General features: G+C 70.9%; 15 protein-coding genes and 1 tRNA gene. 12 read left to right on the top strand and 4 right to left on the bottom strand.

Annotated features, from left to right (window positions below; translation table 11 throughout):
* The 5 genes from H5J33_RS06355 to H5J33_RS06335 form a co-directional block, all read left to right on the top strand.
* On the top strand, positions 1-478 hold a 478-nt coding region (locus H5J33_RS06355; RefSeq protein WP_181793810.1), incomplete at its 5' end, for a siderophore-interacting protein.
* Positions 479-599: 121 nt separating this feature from the next.
* Positions 600-2,042, top strand: coding sequence for a lysine decarboxylase DesA (gene desA, locus H5J33_RS06350; RefSeq protein ID WP_181793809.1), 1,443 nt, complete (start codon positions 600-602; stop codon positions 2,040-2,042).
* On the top strand, positions 2,026-3,312 hold the full coding sequence (locus H5J33_RS06345) for a lysine N(6)-hydroxylase/L-ornithine N(5)-oxygenase family protein (protein ID WP_181793807.1): 1,287 nt from the start codon (positions 2,026-2,028) through the stop codon (positions 3,310-3,312). Before desA ends, H5J33_RS06345 begins: the two co-directional genes overlap by 17 nt.
* Entirely contained in the window at positions 3,309-3,833 is a 525-nt protein-coding gene (locus H5J33_RS06340) for a GNAT family N-acetyltransferase (protein ID WP_181793806.1), read from the top strand. The genes H5J33_RS06345 and H5J33_RS06340 overlap by 4 nt, the downstream gene beginning before the upstream one ends.
* Positions 3,830-5,602: an IucA/IucC family siderophore biosynthesis protein gene (locus H5J33_RS06335; protein WP_181793804.1), complete on the top strand. Its 1,773-nt coding sequence runs from the start codon at positions 3,830-3,832 to the stop codon at positions 5,600-5,602. The genes H5J33_RS06340 and H5J33_RS06335 overlap by 4 nt, the downstream gene beginning before the upstream one ends.
* Positions 5,603-5,668: 66 nt before the next feature.
* Here the strand turns inward: H5J33_RS06335 and H5J33_RS06330 are convergent, their stop codons facing one another.
* Positions 5,669-7,306 carry a beta-N-acetylhexosaminidase gene (locus H5J33_RS06330; RefSeq protein WP_220212021.1) on the bottom strand — a complete coding sequence of 546 codons (1,638 nt, stop codon included), beginning with the start codon at positions 7,304-7,306 and terminating at the stop codon, positions 5,669-5,671.
* A 48-nt stretch (positions 7,307-7,354) separates the two neighbouring features.
* Here H5J33_RS06330 and H5J33_RS06325 point away from each other — a divergent pair, with 48 nt between their 5' ends.
* Positions 7,355-8,245 (top strand): DUF4429 domain-containing protein, encoded by an 891-nt coding sequence (locus tag H5J33_RS06325; RefSeq protein ID WP_181793800.1) that lies wholly within the window; start codon positions 7,355-7,357, stop codon positions 8,243-8,245.
* 21 nt (positions 8,246-8,266) lie between these two features.
* Here H5J33_RS06325 and H5J33_RS06320 read toward each other — a convergent pair whose 3' ends face one another.
* Positions 8,267-9,832, bottom strand: a complete 1,566-nt coding sequence (locus tag H5J33_RS06320; RefSeq protein ID WP_181793799.1) for a metallophosphoesterase family protein — start codon at positions 9,830-9,832, stop codon at positions 8,267-8,269.
* A 165-nt stretch (positions 9,833-9,997) separates the two neighbouring features.
* Here H5J33_RS06320 and H5J33_RS06315 point away from each other — a divergent pair, with 165 nt between their 5' ends.
* Both H5J33_RS06315 and glmS read left to right on the top strand, forming a co-directional pair.
* The gene (locus H5J33_RS06315; RefSeq protein ID WP_030782447.1) at positions 9,998-10,255 is read left to right on the top strand and encodes a hypothetical protein; all 258 of its coding nucleotides are present in this window, start codon (positions 9,998-10,000) and stop codon (positions 10,253-10,255) included.
* 77 nt (positions 10,256-10,332) lie between these two features.
* Entirely contained in the window at positions 10,333-12,150 is a 1,818-nt protein-coding gene (gene glmS, locus H5J33_RS06310; RefSeq protein WP_181793797.1) for a glutamine--fructose-6-phosphate transaminase (isomerizing), read from the top strand.
* Positions 12,151-12,231: 81 nt separating this feature from the next.
* On the opposite strand, the gene H5J33_RS06305 is transcribed toward glmS, so the two are convergent.
* Together H5J33_RS06305 and H5J33_RS06300 are read right to left on the bottom strand one after the other, a co-directional pair.
* A complete protein-coding gene (locus tag H5J33_RS06305; RefSeq protein WP_181793795.1) occupies positions 12,232-12,792 on the bottom strand; it encodes a hypothetical protein in 561 nt (186 codons plus the stop codon).
* A 127-nt stretch (positions 12,793-12,919) separates the two neighbouring features.
* The gene (locus tag H5J33_RS06300) at positions 12,920-13,447 is read right to left on the bottom strand and encodes a universal stress protein (RefSeq protein WP_181793794.1); all 528 of its coding nucleotides are present in this window, start codon (positions 13,445-13,447) and stop codon (positions 12,920-12,922) included.
* A 315-nt stretch (positions 13,448-13,762) separates the two neighbouring features.
* On the opposite strand from H5J33_RS06300, the gene H5J33_RS06295 reads away from it, so the two are divergent.
* From H5J33_RS06295 to H5J33_RS06280, 4 genes are all read left to right on the top strand, one after another.
* Entirely contained in the window at positions 13,763-14,032 is a 270-nt protein-coding gene (locus H5J33_RS06295; protein WP_181793792.1) for a hypothetical protein, read from the top strand.
* A gap of 379 nt (positions 14,033-14,411) precedes the next feature.
* Positions 14,412-15,635, top strand: coding sequence for a helix-turn-helix domain-containing protein (locus H5J33_RS06290; protein WP_181793790.1), 1,224 nt, complete (start codon positions 14,412-14,414; stop codon positions 15,633-15,635).
* Positions 15,636-15,759: 124 nt separating this feature from the next.
* Positions 15,760-16,362: an oligoribonuclease gene (gene orn / locus H5J33_RS06285; protein ID WP_181793788.1), complete on the top strand. Its 603-nt coding sequence runs from the start codon at positions 15,760-15,762 to the stop codon at positions 16,360-16,362.
* A gap of 119 nt (positions 16,363-16,481) precedes the next feature.
* A tRNA-His gene (locus tag H5J33_RS06280) sits at positions 16,482-16,554 on the top strand.
* The last annotated feature ends 106 nt before the right edge of the window (positions 16,555-16,660 follow it).

The raw sequence follows: 16,660 nt of genomic DNA, 5'->3' as shown, positions 1-16,660 counted from the left end.
GTGGATGTCGCGCTTCAAGGTGTCTCCTAGGTTTCGGGAGGGCGCCGGGTCGCCGGACAACCGCGCGATCCGCTTCCGGCCGCCCGCGGACACCGACCTCGTCGTGCTGTGCGGTGACGAGACGGCCGTACCCGCCGCGACCGCGATCCTCGAGTCCCTGCCCGCCGGCACCCGGGTGCGGGCCTGGCTGGAGGTGCCGCACGCCGGTGACGTGCAGGTCGTGCGCACGCAGGCGGACGCGGAGATCACCTGGCTCGTACGGCACGACGACTCCCCCATGACCGCCGACGCCGTACGGGCCGCCGCGCTGCCGGCCGCCGAGCGGCCGTATGTGTGGCTCGCCGGGGAGTCCGGCCAGGTCAAGGCCCTGCGGCGGCACTTCGTCGGGGAGCGCGGGGTGGACCGGCGGCGCGTGACGTTCGTCGGCTACTGGCGCCAGGGCCTGACGGAGGAACAGCTCCGCGAGACGGGCGAGTAACCCGGCAGCCTCTCCTTTGGCCTGTTCCGGCCCTGGGAGAGGCACGCCTCCCTCCGCGAAACTTAGGTTAGGCTAACCTAAGATCATCCGGTACGGACCCGTCCCCTCGGAGGACCCCCACATGCGCTCGCACCTGCTCAATGGCCTCACCGCGGAGCACTACCGCCGCTCCGTGACCGAAGGAGTCGAGCGGGTGGCGGCCAAACTCGCCACCACCGACCGTCCGTTCACCGGCGTCGCCGTGGACGCACTCCTCCCGGCCGTCGACGCGATCGACCTCGACCGTCCGCTGGGCGACACCACCGCCGCCCTGGACGAGCTGGAGGACGTCTACCTGCGGGACGCGGTCTACTTCCACCACCCCCGCTACCTGGCCCACCTCAACTGCCCGGTGGTCATCCCGGCGGTGCTCGCCGAGGCCGTGCTGTCCGCCGTCAACTCCTCGCTGGACACCTGGGACCAGTCCGCCGGCGGCACCCTCATCGAGCGCAAGCTCATCGACTGGACGGCCGCCCGCATCGGCCTCGGCCCGGCCGCCGACGGCGTCTTCACCTCCGGCGGCACCCAGTCCAACCTCCAGGCGCTGCTGCTCGCGCGGGAGGAGGCCAAGAGCGACTCGCTCGCGAAACTGCGGATCTTCGCCTCCGAGGCCGGCCACTTCAGCGTCAGGAAGTCGGCGAAACTGCTCGGGCTCGGCCCGGAAGCCGTCGTCGCCGTTCCCGTCGACCACGACCAGCGCATGCAGACGGTCGCCCTCGCCCGCGAACTGGAGCGCTGCGCGCGGGACGGCCTGGTGCCCATGGCCGTCGTCGCCACCGCCGGCACCACCGACTTCGGCTCCATCGACCCGCTGCCCGAGATCGCCGGGCTGTGCGCCCAGTACGGCGTGTGGATGCACGTGGACGCCGCCTACGGCTGCGGGCTGCTCGCCTCCCTGAAGTACCGGCACCGCATCGACGGCATCGAGCGCGCCGACTCCGTCACCGTCGACTACCACAAGTCCTTCTTCCAGCCGGTCAGTTCCTCCGCCGTGCTGGTCCGGGACGCGGCCACCCTGCGGCACGCCACCTACCACGCCGAGTACCTCAACCCCCGCCGCATGGTGCAGGAACGCATCCCCAACCAGGTGGACAAGTCCCTCCAGACCACCCGCCGCTTCGACGCCCTCAAGCTGTGGCTGACCCTGCGCACGATGGGCGCCGACGGCATCGGGCAGCTCTTCGACGAGGTGTGCGACCTGGCGCGCGAGGGCTGGGAGCTGCTGGCGGCCGACCCGCGCTACGACGTCGTGGTCGAACCCTCGCTGTCCACCCTGGTCTTCCGCTACATCCCCGCGGCCGTCACCGACCCGGCCGAGACCGACCGGGCCAACCTCTACGCCCGCAAGGCCCTGTTCGCCTCCGGCGACGCCGTGGTCGCGGGCACCAAGGTGGCCGGCCGCCACTACCTGAAGTTCACCCTGCTCAACCCCGAGACCAAGGCGGACGACATCGCCGCCGTCCTCGACCTGATCGCCGGCCACGCCGAGCAGTACCTGGGAGAGTCCCTTGACCGCGCGTCCTGACAGCCCGACCAAGACCTACGACTTCGTGGGGATCGGGCTCGGCCCCTTCAACCTCGGCCTCGCCTGCCTCACCGAGCCGATCGCCGAACTGGACGGCGTGTTCCTGGAGTCCAAGCCCGACTTCGAGTGGCACGCCGGGATGTTCCTGGACGGCGCCCACCTGCAGACCCCGTTCATGTCGGACCTGGTCACCCTGGCCGATCCGACCTCGCCGTACTCCTTCCTGAACTACCTGAAGGAGAAGGGCAGACTGTACTCGTTCTACATCCGCGAGAACTTCTACCCGCTGCGCGTCGAGTACGACGACTACTGCCGCTGGGCCGCCGGGAAACTGGACCGCGTCCGCTTCGGCACCACGGTCACCGAGGTGTCGTACGACGACGGGCTGTACGAGGTGCGCACCGCGGCCGGGGACACCTACCGCGCCCGGCACCTGGTGCTGGGCACCGGCACCGTGCCCTTCGTCCCCGAGGCGTGCCGGGACCTCGGCGGGGACTTCCTGCACACCTCCCAGTACATGCACCGCAAGGCCGAGCTGCTGGAGAAGGAGTCCATCACCGTCGTCGGCAGCGGCCAGAGCGCGGCCGAGATCTACCACGAGCTGCTCGCCGGGATCGACACCCACGGCTACCGGCTCAACTGGGTCACCCGCTCCCCGCGGTTCTTCCCGCTGGAGTACACCAAGCTGACCCTGGAGATGACCTCCCCGGACTACATCGACTACTTCCGGGCGCTGCCCGAGGAGACCCGCTACCGGCTGGAGAAGCAGCAGAAGGGCCTGTTCAAGGGCATCAACTCGGACCTGATCGACTCCATCTTCGACCTTCTGTACCAGAAGAACGTCGAGAGCGGCGACCGCGGAGTGCCCACCCGGCTGCTGACCAACTCCACGCTGCGCACGGCGGCCTACGCCGACGGCTCGTACACCCTCGGCTTCCACCAGGACGAGCAGGACAAGGACTTCGAGATCCGCACCGAGGGCCTGGTGCTGGCCACCGGCTACCACTACACCCCGCCCGCGTTCCTCGGCCCCGTCCGCGACCGGCTCCGCTTCGACGGCCACGGCCGCTTCGACGTGGCCCGCAACTACAGCGTGGACGTCACCGGGCGCGGGGTCTTCCTGCAGAACGCCGGCGTCCACACCCACAGCATCACCAGCCCCGACCTGGGGATGGGCGCGTACCGGAACGCGTACATCATCCGTGAGCTGCTCGGCACCGAGTACTACCCGGTCGAGAAGTCCGTCGCCTTCCAGGAGTTCGCCGTATGACCTTCACCTTCCGACCCGTCGACCCGCTGAACGACGCCCGGTTGCTGCACTCCTGGGTCACGCATCCCAAGGCGGCGTTCTGGATGATGCAGGACGCTCGGCTGGAGGACGTCGAGCGGGCCTACATGGAGATAGCGGCGGACGATCACCATCACGCGCTGTTCGGGCTGCGCGGCGGTGAGCCGGTGTTCCTGATGGAGAAGTACGATCCCGCGCACCGGGAGCTGGTGGGGCTGTACGAGGCGCTGCCGGGGGACGTGGGCATGCACTTCCTGACGCCGGCCACGGACACCCCCGAGCACGGGTTCACCCGGGCCGTGATCAGCGCCGTGATGGCGCACCTGTTCGAGGACCCGGCGGTGGAGCGGGTGGTGGTCGAGCCGGACGTCCGCAACACGGCGGTGCACGCCCTGAACGCGGCCGTCGGGTTCGTGCCCGAGCGGGAGATCGACAAGCCGGAGAAGCGGGCGCTGCTGAGCTTCTGCACCCGCGAGCGGTTCGAGAAGGCGGTGACCGCATGACCCTCGCCGACGCCGTGACCCATCTGTCCCCCGAGCGGTGGGAGAGGGCCAACCGCCTGCTGATACGCAAGGCACTCGCCGAGTTCGCGCACGAGCGGCTGATCACACCCGAGGAGCAGGGCGGCGGCCGCTACGTCGTGCGCAGCGACGACGGGCTCACCAGCTACCGGTTCACCGCCGTGCGCCGGGCCCTGGACCACTGGCAGATCGACCCCGACTCCATCGCCCGGCACCGCGACGGCGCCGAACCCGCCCTGGACGCGCTGGACTTCCTCATCGAGCTGAAGGAGTCGCTGGGGCTGAGCGACGAGATCCTGCCGGTGTACCTGGAGGAGATCTCCTCCACCCTGTCAAGCACCTGCTACAAGCTCACCAAGCCCCGGATGACCTCGGCGGAGCTGATAAGCGCCGGGTTCCAGGCGATCGAGACCGGGATGACCGAGGGCCACCCGTGCTTCGTCGCGAACAACGGGCGGCTCGGCTTCGGCGTCCACGAGTACCTGTCGTACGCGCCGGAGACGGCGAGCCCCGTCCGGCTGGTGTGGCTGGCCGCGCACCGCTCGCGGGCCGCGTTCACGGCCGGCGTGGGGATCGAGTACGAGTCGTTCCTGCGCGAGGAGCTGGGCGCGGAGACGGTCACGCGGTTCCGGTCCGTCCTCACCGGCCGGGGCCTGGACCCCGCCGACTACCTGTTCATACCGGTCCACCCCTGGCAGTGGTGGAACAAGCTCAGCGTCACCTTCGCCGCCGAGGTGGCCCGGAATCTGCTGGTGCCGCTCGGCGAGGGCGACGACGAGTACCTGGCCCAGCAGTCGATCCGCACCTTCTTCAACACCAGCGCCCCGCACAAGCACTATGTGAAGACGGCGCTGTCGGTCCTCAACATGGGCTTCATGCGCGGTCTCTCGGCCGCCTACATGGAGGCCACCCCGGCGATCAACGACTGGCTGGCGCAGCTGATCGACAGCGACCCGGTGCTGAAGGCGAGCGGCCTGTCGGTCATCCGGGAGCGGGCGGCCGTGGGCTACCGGCACCTGGAGTACGAGCGGGCCACCGACCGCTACTCGCCGTACCGCAAGATGCTGGCCGCGCTGTGGCGGGAGAGCCCGGTGCCCTCGCTGGAGGAGGGCGAGTCCCTGGCGACGATGGCCTCGCTGCTGCACGTCGACCACGAGGGAGCCTCCTTCGCGGGCGCGCTGATCGAGCGGTCGGGCCTGGCCCCGGCCGAGTGGCTGCGGCGGTATCTGCGGGCCTACTACACCCCGCTGCTGCACAGCTTCTACGCCTACGACCTGGTGTTCATGCCGCACGGCGAGAACACGGTCCTGGTACTGCGGGACGGGGCCGTGCGGCGGGCGGTCTACAAGGACATCGCGGAGGAGATCGCCGTCATGGACCCGGACGCGGCGCTGCCGCCGGAGGTGGCGCGCATCCGGGTGGAGGTGCCCGAGGAGCAGAAGCTGCTGTCGATCTTCACGGACGTCTTCGACTGCTTCTTCCGCTTCCTGGCCGCCCAGCTCGCCGCCGAGGGCGTCCTGGAGGAGGACGGCTTCTGGCGCACGGTCGCCGAGGTCACCCGCGAGTACCAGGAGGCGAACCCGCAGCTGGCCGACCGGTTCCGCCAGTACGACATGTTCGCGCCGGAGTTCGCGCTGTCCTGCCTCAACCGGCTCCAGCTGCGCGACAACAGGCAGATGGTGGACCTCGCCGACCCGTCCGGCGCGCTCCAGCTGGTCGGCACGCTGAGGAACCCCATCGCCGGGTTCTGACGGCTCCACGAGCGGACGGGCACCCCGGAGTACGGTCCTGCGGGGTGCCCGTCGTGCTTCACCCGGTCAGGATGCCGGCCAGGGCACCTGCGGCGAGTGGTAGTAGCCGATGCCGAGGGCGTCCCAGCGCGGGCCCTGCGCGGCCAGCCGCTCCCGGTAGCCGTCCCAGCCCAGCCGGGCGGCCGGCGACCAGCCCAGCTCGGCCGCCCCGGCGAGGCGGGGGAAGGCCAGGTACTCGATGTCGGCGGTGGTCTTCACCGTCTCCGTCCACAGGGGTGCCTCGACACCCCGGACGGCCGAGGCGGGCACCCCGGCGAGATAGGAGCCCGGGTCCCAGTCGTAGGAGCGCTGTACTTCCACCAGGCCCGCCCACTTGGTGCCGATGGGGGTGGCGGCGGTGTACTTCATGTCGAGGTAGATCCGGTCGGCCGGGGACAGGATGACCCCGGTGCCGTTCCTGGCGGCCTGTGCGACCTGTTCCTTCTCGGCGGCGCCGGTGCGGTCCAGGCCCCAGTACTGGGCGAGGGCACCCGGGGCCGGGTGGGCGCCGGTGAGCTGGTGCCAGCCGATGACCGTCTTGCCGTGGCGGGCGACCACCGGCTGGACGCGGTCCATGAAGGCCACGTAGTCGGGGTGGCTGGTGGAGTGCGCCTCGTCGCCGCCGATGTGCAGGTAGCGGCCGGGGGTGAGGGCGGCCACCTCGCGGATCACGTCGTCGACGAAGGCGTAGGTGACCTCCTTGGGTACGCACAGCGAGCTGAAGCCGACCTGGGTGCCGGTGTAGGGCGGGGGGGCCACGCCGTCGCAGTTGAGCTCCGCGTACGAGGACAGGGCCGCGTTGGTGTGGCCGGGCATGTCGATCTCGGGGACGACCTCCAGGTAGCGGGAGGCCGCGTACCGGACGATCTCCCGGTAGTCGGCCTTGGTGTAGTAGCCGCCCGGGCCGCCGCCGACCTCGGTGGCGCCGCCGTGGGCGGCCAGGCGCGGCCAGGAGTCGACGGCGATGCGCCAGCCCTGGTCGTCGCTGAGGTGCAGGTGCAGTTCGTTGACCTTGTAGAGGGCCAGCTGGTCGATGTAGCGCTTGACCTGGGCGACGGTGAGGAAGTGCCGGGCCACGTCGAGCATGGCGCCCCGGTAGGCGTAGCGGGGGCGGTCCTCGATGGTGCCGCCGGCGATCTGCCAGGGGCCGCGCTGCACGGTCTTCTTCTCGACGGCCGCCGGGAGGAGCTGGCGCAGGGTCTGGACGCCGTGGAAGAGCCCGGCGGGGGTGCGTGCGGTGAGGGTGACGCCGCCGGCGCCGCTGTGCAGCCGGTAGCCCTCGGCGCCGAAGTCGCCCTTCTGCAACCGGAGCCGGATGCCGCCGCTGCCGTGGCCGGTGAGCGGCAGCGGGTATCCGGTGGACGGGCGCAGGATGCCGGCGAGGTAGGCGCCGACGCGGCGGACCTCGGCGGAGGCGCCGACGCGGATGCGGGTGGCGCGGGTGATGCGGTAGGGGGTGCCGCCCGGCTGGACGGAGACGGGTGCCGGGACCACCCGGTCCAGCGGCGAGGGGGCGGCGGCCTGGACCTCGGGGGCCGCGCCGACGCCGAAGGCACCGGCCGCCGCGAGCAGCAGCAGGGTGGCGAGGATGCGGAACGTCCGGGGAGTCGTGCCGTGGTTCGGTCTCACATGCGCTCCCTTCGGTGGGGGGAGGTTGACCGTCATACGGGGTCGTCCTCCACTGTGCCGCAGATCGGGTGAAACAATCCCCGTATGGCGGACATCATCCAGAAGGACGGCACCTGGGCCTTCGACGGCGACGCTCTGCGGATCACCCCGGGCCGGGAGAAGAACGTCGGCCCGCTCCGCCGTGAGCTGGGCGAACTCGTCGTCCCGCTGGGCGCGTTGGCCGGGATCTCCGTCGAGCAGGGCCGGAAGTCGGGGCGGCTGAGGCTGCGGCTGCGCGACGGCGCCGATCCGCTGCTCCAGGCCACCGCGGGCCGGCTCGCCGAGCCGAACGACCCGTATCAGCTCGTCGTGGAGTCCGACCGGTACGGCGTGGCCGAGTACATCGCCGACGAGGTGCGCAACGCCCTCCTGCTGGAGGGGATTTCGCCCGGGCCGGTCGACGAGTACCTGCTGCCGGGCCCGTCGCTGCCGGTGTCCGCCTCGGCCGGGGACGGCACCGCGAGCTTCGACGGGGAACGGGTGCGGCTGGAGTGGAACTGGAAGACGGAGGATTCCAAGGCGTCGTCCGGGCCACGCACGATCGCGCTCGCCGACCTCACCGGTGTGGAGTGGCAGCCGGCGGCCGGGCTGGAGAACGGGCACCTGCGGTTCCTGGTGCGCGGCGCCCCGGCCGGCGCGCCGCCCAAGTACGACCCGAACGCGGTGGAGCTGTGGGGGTTCAGGAAGGACCCGCTGATGGCCCTGGTCGCGGCGGCGGTGCAGGCGCGGCTGCCGCACCCCTCGGCCGCGCGGGAGGAGCCGGGGCGGATCCCGGCACAGCGGGCCGGGGAACCGGAGACCGGAGAGCGGCGGGCCGGGGACGACCACGACACGCTGCTGCGGCGGCTGCGGGAGCTGGGCGAGCTGCACCGTGACGGGGTGCTGACGGACGAGGAGTTCACGCTGGCCAAGCAGGCGGTCCTCAAGCGCCTGTGAGGACCGCCCGTTCCGCGGGGACTACTTGGCCGTGCGGGACACCGTGAAGTGGTCGATGCGGTCGCCGGTCTCGGCGATGCCCGACACCCGCAGGGTGGTCTGACGGCCCCTGGGCGCGGGGCTGACGTCCACGCGCAGGAAGGAGTAGTTCAGGTAGCGCACCCGGGACCAGCCGACGGTCTCGTGGACCTTGCCGTCCTTGGTGTTGACGAACGAGGCCACGGAGTCGGTCTCGTGCTCGTGGCCCTCGTAGGTGTCGGGGGCGGAGAAGGCGTACAGGCTGCGGCCGGCCGCGCCCGCGGTGACGTAGACCACGCCGTCGGTCTCCGGGTAGGCCGTGCCGCCGATGGGCAGCTTCCTGGCGACCTCGCCCGCCTTGATCACGTCGGTGCGCTCGTACTGGTGGTTGTGGCCGTTGATGACCAGGTCCACGGTGTACTTCTCGAACAGCGGCACCCACTCCTGGCGCACTCCGCCCTCGGAGGCGTGGGCGGTGGAGGTGCAGTAGGCGCAGTGGTGGAAGAAGACGACGATGAAGTCCACGTCCTTCGCGGCGCGGAACTTCTTCAGCTGTCCTTCCAGCCACGCGGTCTGGGTACCGCCTGAAATGCCCAGGTTCGCCGGGATCTCGAAGGAGATGTCGTTGGCGTCGAGCGAGATGACGGCGGTGTTGCCGTAGACGAAGGAGTAGACGCCCGGGAGGTTCTGGCGGTCCGGGCCGTTGTCCGGCAGGGTCCAGCGGGCGTCCTCGCCGCCGTAGCCGTTGGGCGAGTACCAGGCCTCCATGTCGTGGTTGCCGTACGCCGGCATCCACGGGACCTGCTTGGCGACGGTCTCGGTCTGGGCGAGGAAGGAGTCCCAGGTGCGCGCGTCGAAGCCGGTGTCGGCGGTCTTGCCCGCGCCGGACGGGTCGGCGTAGGCGATGTCGCCGGCGTGCAGGTGGAAGGCGGGGTTCTGGCCGAGCAGGAGGCTGTTGTTGGCCAGGCCGTGGTAGCCGACACCCTCGTCGCCGAAGGCGGTGAAGGTGAACGGCGCCTTGTGGGCGGGGGCGGTGGTGAAGGTGCCCAGGGTGCCCAGCAGGTGCGGCTCGGCCGGGTCGAAGCCCTGGTGGCCGACGCCGTAGTAGTAGGTCCTGCCGGGGCGCAGGTGGGTCAGCCTGGCGTGCAGGTAGTACTGGGTGTGGTCGCCGCTCGCGCCGACCCCGGCCGGGGTGTACAGGGTGCGGACCTCGGCCTCTATTCTGCGGGAGAGGTCCGAGGGGTGGGCCCCGATCCGGATGAACGGGTTCTTGACGGCGACCGGGACCTGCCAGGAGACGGTGATCTCGGTGCGCGGGTCGTTGCCCCAGGCCAGGTGGCGGCCGAAGGGGGCGACATACGCGCCGTCGACCGCGGCCGCGGCGGGGACGGAGCGCTGGGCCGGTACCGCGGCCCGGGCGGTGGCCCCCGGCACGAACGCGCCACCGGCGACGGCGCCCAGCGTGACCGCGCCGCCCCGGATCATGGTGCGCCGCGAGAATCTGGCGCGCAGGTACTCGTGCTGTTCGGCCATGCTCATGCGCTCGGCCAGCTTCTCGGGAACGCCCATACGAGGAATGTCCATGACGTCTGAAACTCGTCGGCTCGGGCAACGGGACGCAGGACTCCGGATGGACGGGGGGCGAACAGGGCGCCATAAGAGTTTCAACAGCCCTCTGCCCGGATTCGGGCACGATTCTTGCGAAACAGGCGCCGGTACCCCAGGATCTACCGGGTGCACGACGAACTCGTAGATCATCTGACGCGGTCCACGCCCCTGAGCCGGGGCGAGGCGCTGCGCGTGGTCCAGGACGTGCTCGCCTACTTCGACGAGACGACCCAGGAGTACGTCCGTCGCCGCCACCGCGAGCTCCAGGCCCAGGGCCTGGTGAACGCGGAGATCTTCCAGCGGATCGAGGCGGACCTGAAATACCGGGCGGTGGCGCCGCCGGAGCTCTCGCTCAGGCAGCTGCGCCGCATGGTCTACGGCTGAGCCCGGCAGCAGCCAGGCCCCCGCTCAGCCCGCCCCCTCCAGCCCGGACCAGCGACAGCCAAGGGATACCTCTATATATGTGCGGAATTGTCGGTTACATCGGGAAGCGTGATGTCGCCCCCCTCCTCCTGGAGGGTCTCCAGCGCCTGGAGTACCGCGGCTACGACTCCGCGGGCATCGTCGTCACCTCGCCGAAGACGCCCGGCCTGAAGATGGTCAAGGCCAAGGGCCGGGTGCGCGACCTGGAGGCCAGGGTCCCGGCGCGCTTCAAGGGCACCACCGGCATCGCCCACACCCGCTGGGCCACCCACGGCGCCCCCTCCGACGTGAACGCCCACCCGCACATGTCGGCCGACCAGAAGGTGGCCGTCGTCCACAACGGCATCATCGACAACGCCTCCGACCTGCGCCGCAAGCTGGAGGCGGACGGCGTCGAGTTCCTCTCCGAGACCGACACCGAGGTCCTCACCCACCTGATCGCCCGCTCGCAGGCCGAGAAGCTGGAGGACAAGGTCCGCCAGGCGGTCCGGCTGGTCGAGGGCACCTACGGCATCGCCGTCCTGCACGCCGACTTCCCGGACCGGATCGTGGTGGCCCGCAACGGCTCCCCGGTCGTCCTCGGCATCGGCGAGAAGGAGATGTTCGTCGCCTCCGACATCGCCGCGCTGGTCACCCACACCCGCCAGATAGTGACCCTCGACGACGGCGAGATGGCCACCCTCAAGGCCGACGACTTCCGCACCTACACCACCGAGGGCACGCGCACCACCGCCGAGCCCACCACGGTGGAGTGGGAGGCCGAGTCGTACGACATGGGCGGCCACGACACCTACATGCACAAGGAGATCTTCGAGCAGGCCGACGCCGTGGACCGGGTGCTGCGCGGCCGGATCGACGACCGGTTCTCCACCGTGCACCTCGGCGGCCTCAACCTGGACGCCCGCGAGGCCCGGCGGATCCGCCGGGTGAAGATCCTCGGCTGCGGCACCTCGTACCACGCGGGCATGATCGGCGCCCAGATGATCGAGGAGCTGGCCCGCATCCCCGCCGACGCCGAGCCGGCCTCCGAGTTCCGCTACCGCAACGCGGTCGTGGACCCCGACACCCTCTACATCGCCGTCTCCCAGTCCGGTGAGACCTACGACGTCCTGGCCGCCGTGCAGGAGCTGAAGCGCAAGGGCGCGCGGGTCCTCGGCGTGGTCAACGTCGTCGGCTCGGCGATCGCCCGCGAGGCCGACGGCGGCGTCTACGTCCACGCCGGCCCCGAGGTCTGCGTGGTGTCCACCAAGTGCTTCACCAACACCACGGTGGCCTTCGCCCTGCTGGCACTGCACCTGGGCCGCACCCGCGACCTGTCGGTGCGCGACGGCAAGCGGATCATCGAGGGCCTGCGCAAGCTGCCGCAGCAGATCTCCGAGATCCTCAAGCAGGAGGAGGAGATCAAGCGGCTGGCGGAGAACTACGCCGACGCCCGCTCGATGCTCTTCATCGGCCGCGTCCGGGGCTACCCGGTGGCCCGCGAGGCCTCCCTGAAGCTCAAGGAGGTCTCCTACATCCACGCCGAGGCCTACCCCGCCTCCGAGCTGAAGCACGGCCCGCTGGCCCTCATCGAGCCGGCCCTGCCCACGGTCGCGATCGTCCCCGACGACGACCTGCTGGAGAAGAACCGCGCGGCCCTGGAGGAGATCAAGGCCCGCGAGGGCAAGATCCTCGCGGTGGCCCACCAGCACCAGGAGAAGGCGGACGAGACCATCATCGTCCCGAAGAACGAGGACGAGCTGGACCCGATCCTGATGGGCATCCCCCTCCAGCTCCTCGCCTACCACACGGCGAAGGCGCTCGGCCGGGACATCGACAAGCCGAGGAACCTCGCCAAGTCGGTCACGGTCGAGTAGGCGCTGCCACCGGCACGACCACAGAACGGACCCCCGCGTGTGCCACCAGTCACGCGGGGGTCCTTCTCATGCCGCTCGACTTCAACCGGTGGCCGTCACCCCCCGGCCCGCGGCACGCCGGGACACCACCGTCGGCCAGTGCGCGAGCGCCGCCGTCGCCGCGTACCAGGCCACCGCCCCCGAGGCGACGGCCACCCAGCCGCCGGCCGTGGCGAGCACGGAACTGCCGGCGAAGGCCGCGACGGCCAGCACCAGCATGGACAGGAACAGCAGCCCGTACATCAGCCGGCCGAGGGCATCCCGGCCGGTGAGGGTGAGGGTGAGCGCGACCAGGGCGAACAGCAGCAGGAAGAGCCCGGCGGCGTTGGCCGGACCGCGGTCCGACACGGCCCAGGCGAACCACAGGGCGCCGAGGGTGACGTACCCCGCCCCGGAGGCGGCCGCGCCGTCGTGCAGGGCCAGCAGGCCGACGACGAAGAGGGTGACCCCGCCGACGTAGTGGGCCACGGTCACGGTGTCGGAGGCGCCCACGCCGTGGATGACGCCGGTCGTCCCGAGCCCGAACGCCAGGAGGGTGAGGGCGAGGGCCAGCCGGCCGGCCACGGCGGTGGTGACGTTCCCCGCTGAGACGTCGTTGTCCACGGCGGGCTCCCTTCGTGCAGGTGCGGTGGTGCGGTGCCCGGTATATGCCCCCCACCAGGGCCGGAACACCTGCTACGCGCCAGTAGTTCGCCTGTGCGCCAAGGGAGTTGAGGGGGCGTGGGATGCGTCAGGGGATGACGATCACGGGCCGCCGCGCCCGCTTGGCGAGCCGCCCGGCGACGGAGCCGAAGATCCGGCCGACGATGCCGTGCGTGGAGCCGACCACGATCGCGTCGGCCTCGTACTCCCGCCCCACCTCTTCGAGTTCGTGGCAGATGTCCCCGCCCCGCTCGACCAGGATCCACGGCACCTCGGACAGATAGTCCGCACAGGCCAGCTCGAGCCCCAGGACCTCGGTGCGGTGGTCCGGCACGTCGACGAAGACGGGCGGTTCGCAGCCGGCCCACACGGTCGTGGGCAGCCGGTTGGCGACATGGACGATGATCAGGCCCGAGCGGGAGCGGTGGGCCATGCCGATCGCGTAGGCGAGGGCGCGCTCACTGGACATGGAGCCGTCGAAGCCGACGACCACTCCGTGCCGGAAGGCTGGGTCGCAGGAGGGACGTGTCTCTTCCGCCGCCAGGGGATCGGCCGCCGTGGGGTCGGCGACCGGCCGCTTGCGGTCCGCGGGTTCGAAGAATTCGTGACCGGCCATGGCTGTCTCGGCGTTGTGATCCTTTATGGGAAGGGACGACAGTGTGCGGCGGAGCTGTGTCCGGGAAACGTCTTCCCAAGCCCATACCCCCAAGGGTACGGCGGCACGCCTCCTGAGCCCAGATCCCGCGCACGCTCCGTAAGCGGTCCCCCGACATCCGTAGGGGTTCACCGGAGCATGCACGAGCCGCGCCCGTAACGCAATGGTTGCTGCCCCGTACAGGCGGTTTGCACACCGTTCACAGATGTACGGTCGGTGACCGGCCGGTCGAACGCGCGTTGATCCCGGGTGAGCCACCGCCACAGGGAGTACGAGATGCCCGGTCCCCGATCCAGCAGCGACCCCCGCCCCGCGCCGGACGCCGTCGGGGAGGTGATCGGGTGGGCGGCCTTCAGCTGCGTACTCGTACCGGTCGTCCTGCTCTGGTACGGCACCTCGCTGGCCGGCGCCGCCGGCACCGCACTGGGTCTGACCGCCGTGACGGCCGTGTGCAGGCTGCTGTTGCGCCGGTCGGAGCGGTGTGCCGCGCGTTGCGCGGCGCAAAGAGGCGGACGTCACACCCGGGGTCAGACACCGGTCGACTGACCTGTTTTCGCGCCTCCGAGCGCTGCTTTTCAGCCAACTTCTGGATATCGCCCAAGGGGGCCCCGACCCACCCTCCAATCCCCGTTCCACCTGCAAGGAAAGGGTCCGCGGGGTGTCGCGCACCCTACGCGGTTTGGCCACGACGACAAGGCGCACTTCCCTGCACGCCCCGCGAGTGCAACGCTTCGTGATCGAATGCTTCACGCCAAGTTGTCATGTCGACAATGTCCGGCGTGTCGAACTGGCCACCGCGTGATCGCGGGAACCAGTAAATTCGATCTTGACTGTCTTTACGGCGGGGGACTCGTGCAGGACCGAGGGGAAACGTGCAGGAGCGACACAACCGAGGAGCCGCGACCACCGAGGGGGGCTTAGCAGTATGAGCCACGACTCCACTGCCGCGCAGGATGCCGCAGCCCGGAAACTGTCCGGGCGACGCCGTAAGGAAATCGTCGCGGTGCTGCTGTTCAGCGGCGGCCCCATCTTCGAGAGTTCCATTCCGCTTTCGGTGTTCGGCATCGACCGCCAGGACGCCGGCGTGCCGCGCTACCGGCTGCTGGTGTGCGCGGGCGAGGAAGGCCCGCTGCGGACCACCGGGGGCCTGGAACTCACCGCACCGCATGGGCTGGAGGCGATCTCCCGTGCCGGGACGGTCGTCGTGCCGGCCTGGCGGTCGATCACCTCGCCGCCGCCGGAGGAGGCGCTCGACGCGCTGCGCCGGGCGCACGAGGAGGGTGCCCGCATCGTCGGGCTGTGCACCGGTGCCTTCGTGCTCGCGGCGGCCGGCCTGCTGGACGGCCGCCCGGCGACCACCCACTGGATGTACGCGCCGACGCTGGCCAAGCGCTATCCGTCGGTGCACGTCGATCCGCGGGAGCTGTTCGTCGACGACGGCGATGTGCTGACGTCGGCGGGCACCGCGGCCGGGATCGACCTCTGCCTCCACATCGTGCGGACGGACCACGGCAGCGAGGCGGCCGGCGCGCTCGCCCGGCGCCTGGTGGTCCCGCCGCGCCGGTCGGGCGGGCAGGAGCGCTACCTCGACCGGTCTTTACCCGAGGAGATCGGCGCCGACCCGCTCGCCGAGGTCGTCGCCTGGGCGCTGGAACACCTCCACGAGCAGTTCGACGTGGAGACGCTGGCGGCACGCGCCTATATGAGCCGCCGCACGTTCGACCGCCGGTTCCGCTCGCTCACCGGGAGCGCGCCGCTGCAGTGGCTGATCACGCAGCGGGTGCTCCAGGCGCAGCGGCTGCTGGAGACGTCGGACTACTCGGTGGACGAGGTGGCGGGCCGCTGCGGCTTCCGCTCCCCGGTGGCCCTGCGCGGCCACTTCCGCCGTCAGCTCGGCTCCTCCCCCGCCGCCTACCGGGCCGCCTACCGGGCCCGCAGGCCGCAGGGCGACAAGCCGGGCGAGCCGGAGCCGGCGGTGCCGGTGACCGGCCCGCAGGGCGCCCCCGCGGGGCTGCCCGGCCCGGGACCGGTGAGCGGCCCCGCGCCCGCGCTGCTGCACGAGCACCGCGAGGGCGGAGTACCGCTCCAGTCCCGCCGTGCCCCGGCCGGCGCGGTGGGCCTGCTGCCGGGCCCGCGCAGCGGTAACTGAGTGCGGCACCAGGGGGGCGGACGTGTCCGCCCCCCTGGTGCCTCCCCGGACCGCGGCCGTACGACGGCCCGTCCCGCGGAGCACGGGGGCACCCAAAAGCTCAGGTGCGCTTTAGGGTGGTCGCATGAACGATCGCATGGTGTGGATCGACTGCGAGATGACCGGCCTCTCGCTGTCCGACGACGCGCTCATCGAGGTGGCCGCCCTCGTCACCGACTCCGAGCTGAACGTACTCGGCGAGGGGGTGGACATCGTCATCCGTCCGCCGGCCCGCGCGCTGGAGACGATGCCGGAGGTGGTGCGTCAGATGCACACCGCGTCCGGGCTGCTCGCGGAGCTGGAGCGGGGCACGACCCTGAGGGACGCCGAGGAGCAGGTCCTGGCGTATGTGCGCGAGCACGTGAAGGAGCCCGGCAAGGCCCCGCTGTGCGGGAACTCCGTGGGCACCGACCGCGGCTTCCTGCTGCGGGACATGCCGACCCTGGAGGACTACCTCCACTACCGGATCGTCGACGTCTCCTCGATCAAGGAGCTGGCCCGCCGGTGGTACCCGCGGGCGTACTTCAACAGCCCGGAGAAGAACGGCAACCACCGGGCCCTCGCCGACATCCGCGAGTCGATCGCCGAGCTGCGCTACTACCGCGAGGCCATCTTCGTGCCCCAGCCCGGCCCGGACTCCGACACCGCCCGGCGGATCGCCGCCCGGCACGTCGTACCCGCGCCGTAGCCGCCCGCGGATCCGCCCCGGTTCCGCCCGCGCGAAAACGTGTGCGCGAGCACCCCTGAAGACCCTGTAGACTTCTTCTCGGCCGGTCGGGGAAACGACAAGTTCCACCGCCGGTCGTGGTGGGTGTAGCTCAGCTGGTAGAGCACCTGGTTGTGGTCCAGGATGTCGCGGGTTCGAGTCCCGTCACTCACCCTGTGTGATCAGCCGGTGACTCCGTCGCAAGACGGGTCACCGGCTGATTCGTTTTTCCGCCCCGCCGTCCCAGCACGCTCCCCCACCGGCCGGGCCCGTGCGGACC

Origin of the sequence: Streptomyces sp. WELS2, assembly GCF_013870595.1 — a bacterium.
Classification (GTDB): Bacteria; Actinomycetota; Actinomycetes; order Streptomycetales; family Streptomycetaceae; genus Streptomyces.
The sequence above is the reverse complement of the archived record's forward strand: the minus strand, read 5'-3'. Positions and strand labels throughout refer to the sequence as shown.

Excerpts from the sequence above, each read along its gene's own strand:
- H5J33_RS06340 (WP_181793806.1), top strand. The coding sequence starts at position 3,309 with ATGACCTTCACCTTCCGACCCGTCGACCCGCTGAACGACGCCCGGTTG.
- orn (WP_181793788.1), top strand. The coding sequence starts at position 15,760 with ATGAACGATCGCATGGTGTGGATCGACTGCGAGATGACCGGCCTCTCG.
- glmS (WP_181793797.1), top strand. The coding sequence starts at position 10,333 with ATGTGCGGAATTGTCGGTTACATCGGGAAGCGTGATGTCGCCCCCCTC.
- H5J33_RS06295 (WP_181793792.1), top strand. The coding sequence starts at position 13,763 with ATGCCCGGTCCCCGATCCAGCAGCGACCCCCGCCCCGCGCCGGACGCC.
- H5J33_RS06330 (WP_220212021.1), bottom strand. The coding sequence starts at position 7,306 with ATGACGGTCAACCTCCCCCCACCGAAGGGAGCGCATGTGAGACCGAAC.
- H5J33_RS06335 (WP_181793804.1), top strand. The coding sequence starts at position 3,830 with ATGACCCTCGCCGACGCCGTGACCCATCTGTCCCCCGAGCGGTGGGAG.
- H5J33_RS06325 (WP_181793800.1), top strand. The coding sequence starts at position 7,355 with ATGGCGGACATCATCCAGAAGGACGGCACCTGGGCCTTCGACGGCGAC.
- H5J33_RS06300 (WP_181793794.1), bottom strand. The coding sequence starts at position 13,447 with ATGGCCGGTCACGAATTCTTCGAACCCGCGGACCGCAAGCGGCCGGTC.
- H5J33_RS06290 (WP_181793790.1), top strand. The coding sequence starts at position 14,412 with ATGAGCCACGACTCCACTGCCGCGCAGGATGCCGCAGCCCGGAAACTG.
- desA (WP_181793809.1), top strand. The coding sequence starts at position 600 with ATGCGCTCGCACCTGCTCAATGGCCTCACCGCGGAGCACTACCGCCGC.
- H5J33_RS06320 (WP_181793799.1), bottom strand. The coding sequence starts at position 9,832 with ATGGGCGTTCCCGAGAAGCTGGCCGAGCGCATGAGCATGGCCGAACAG.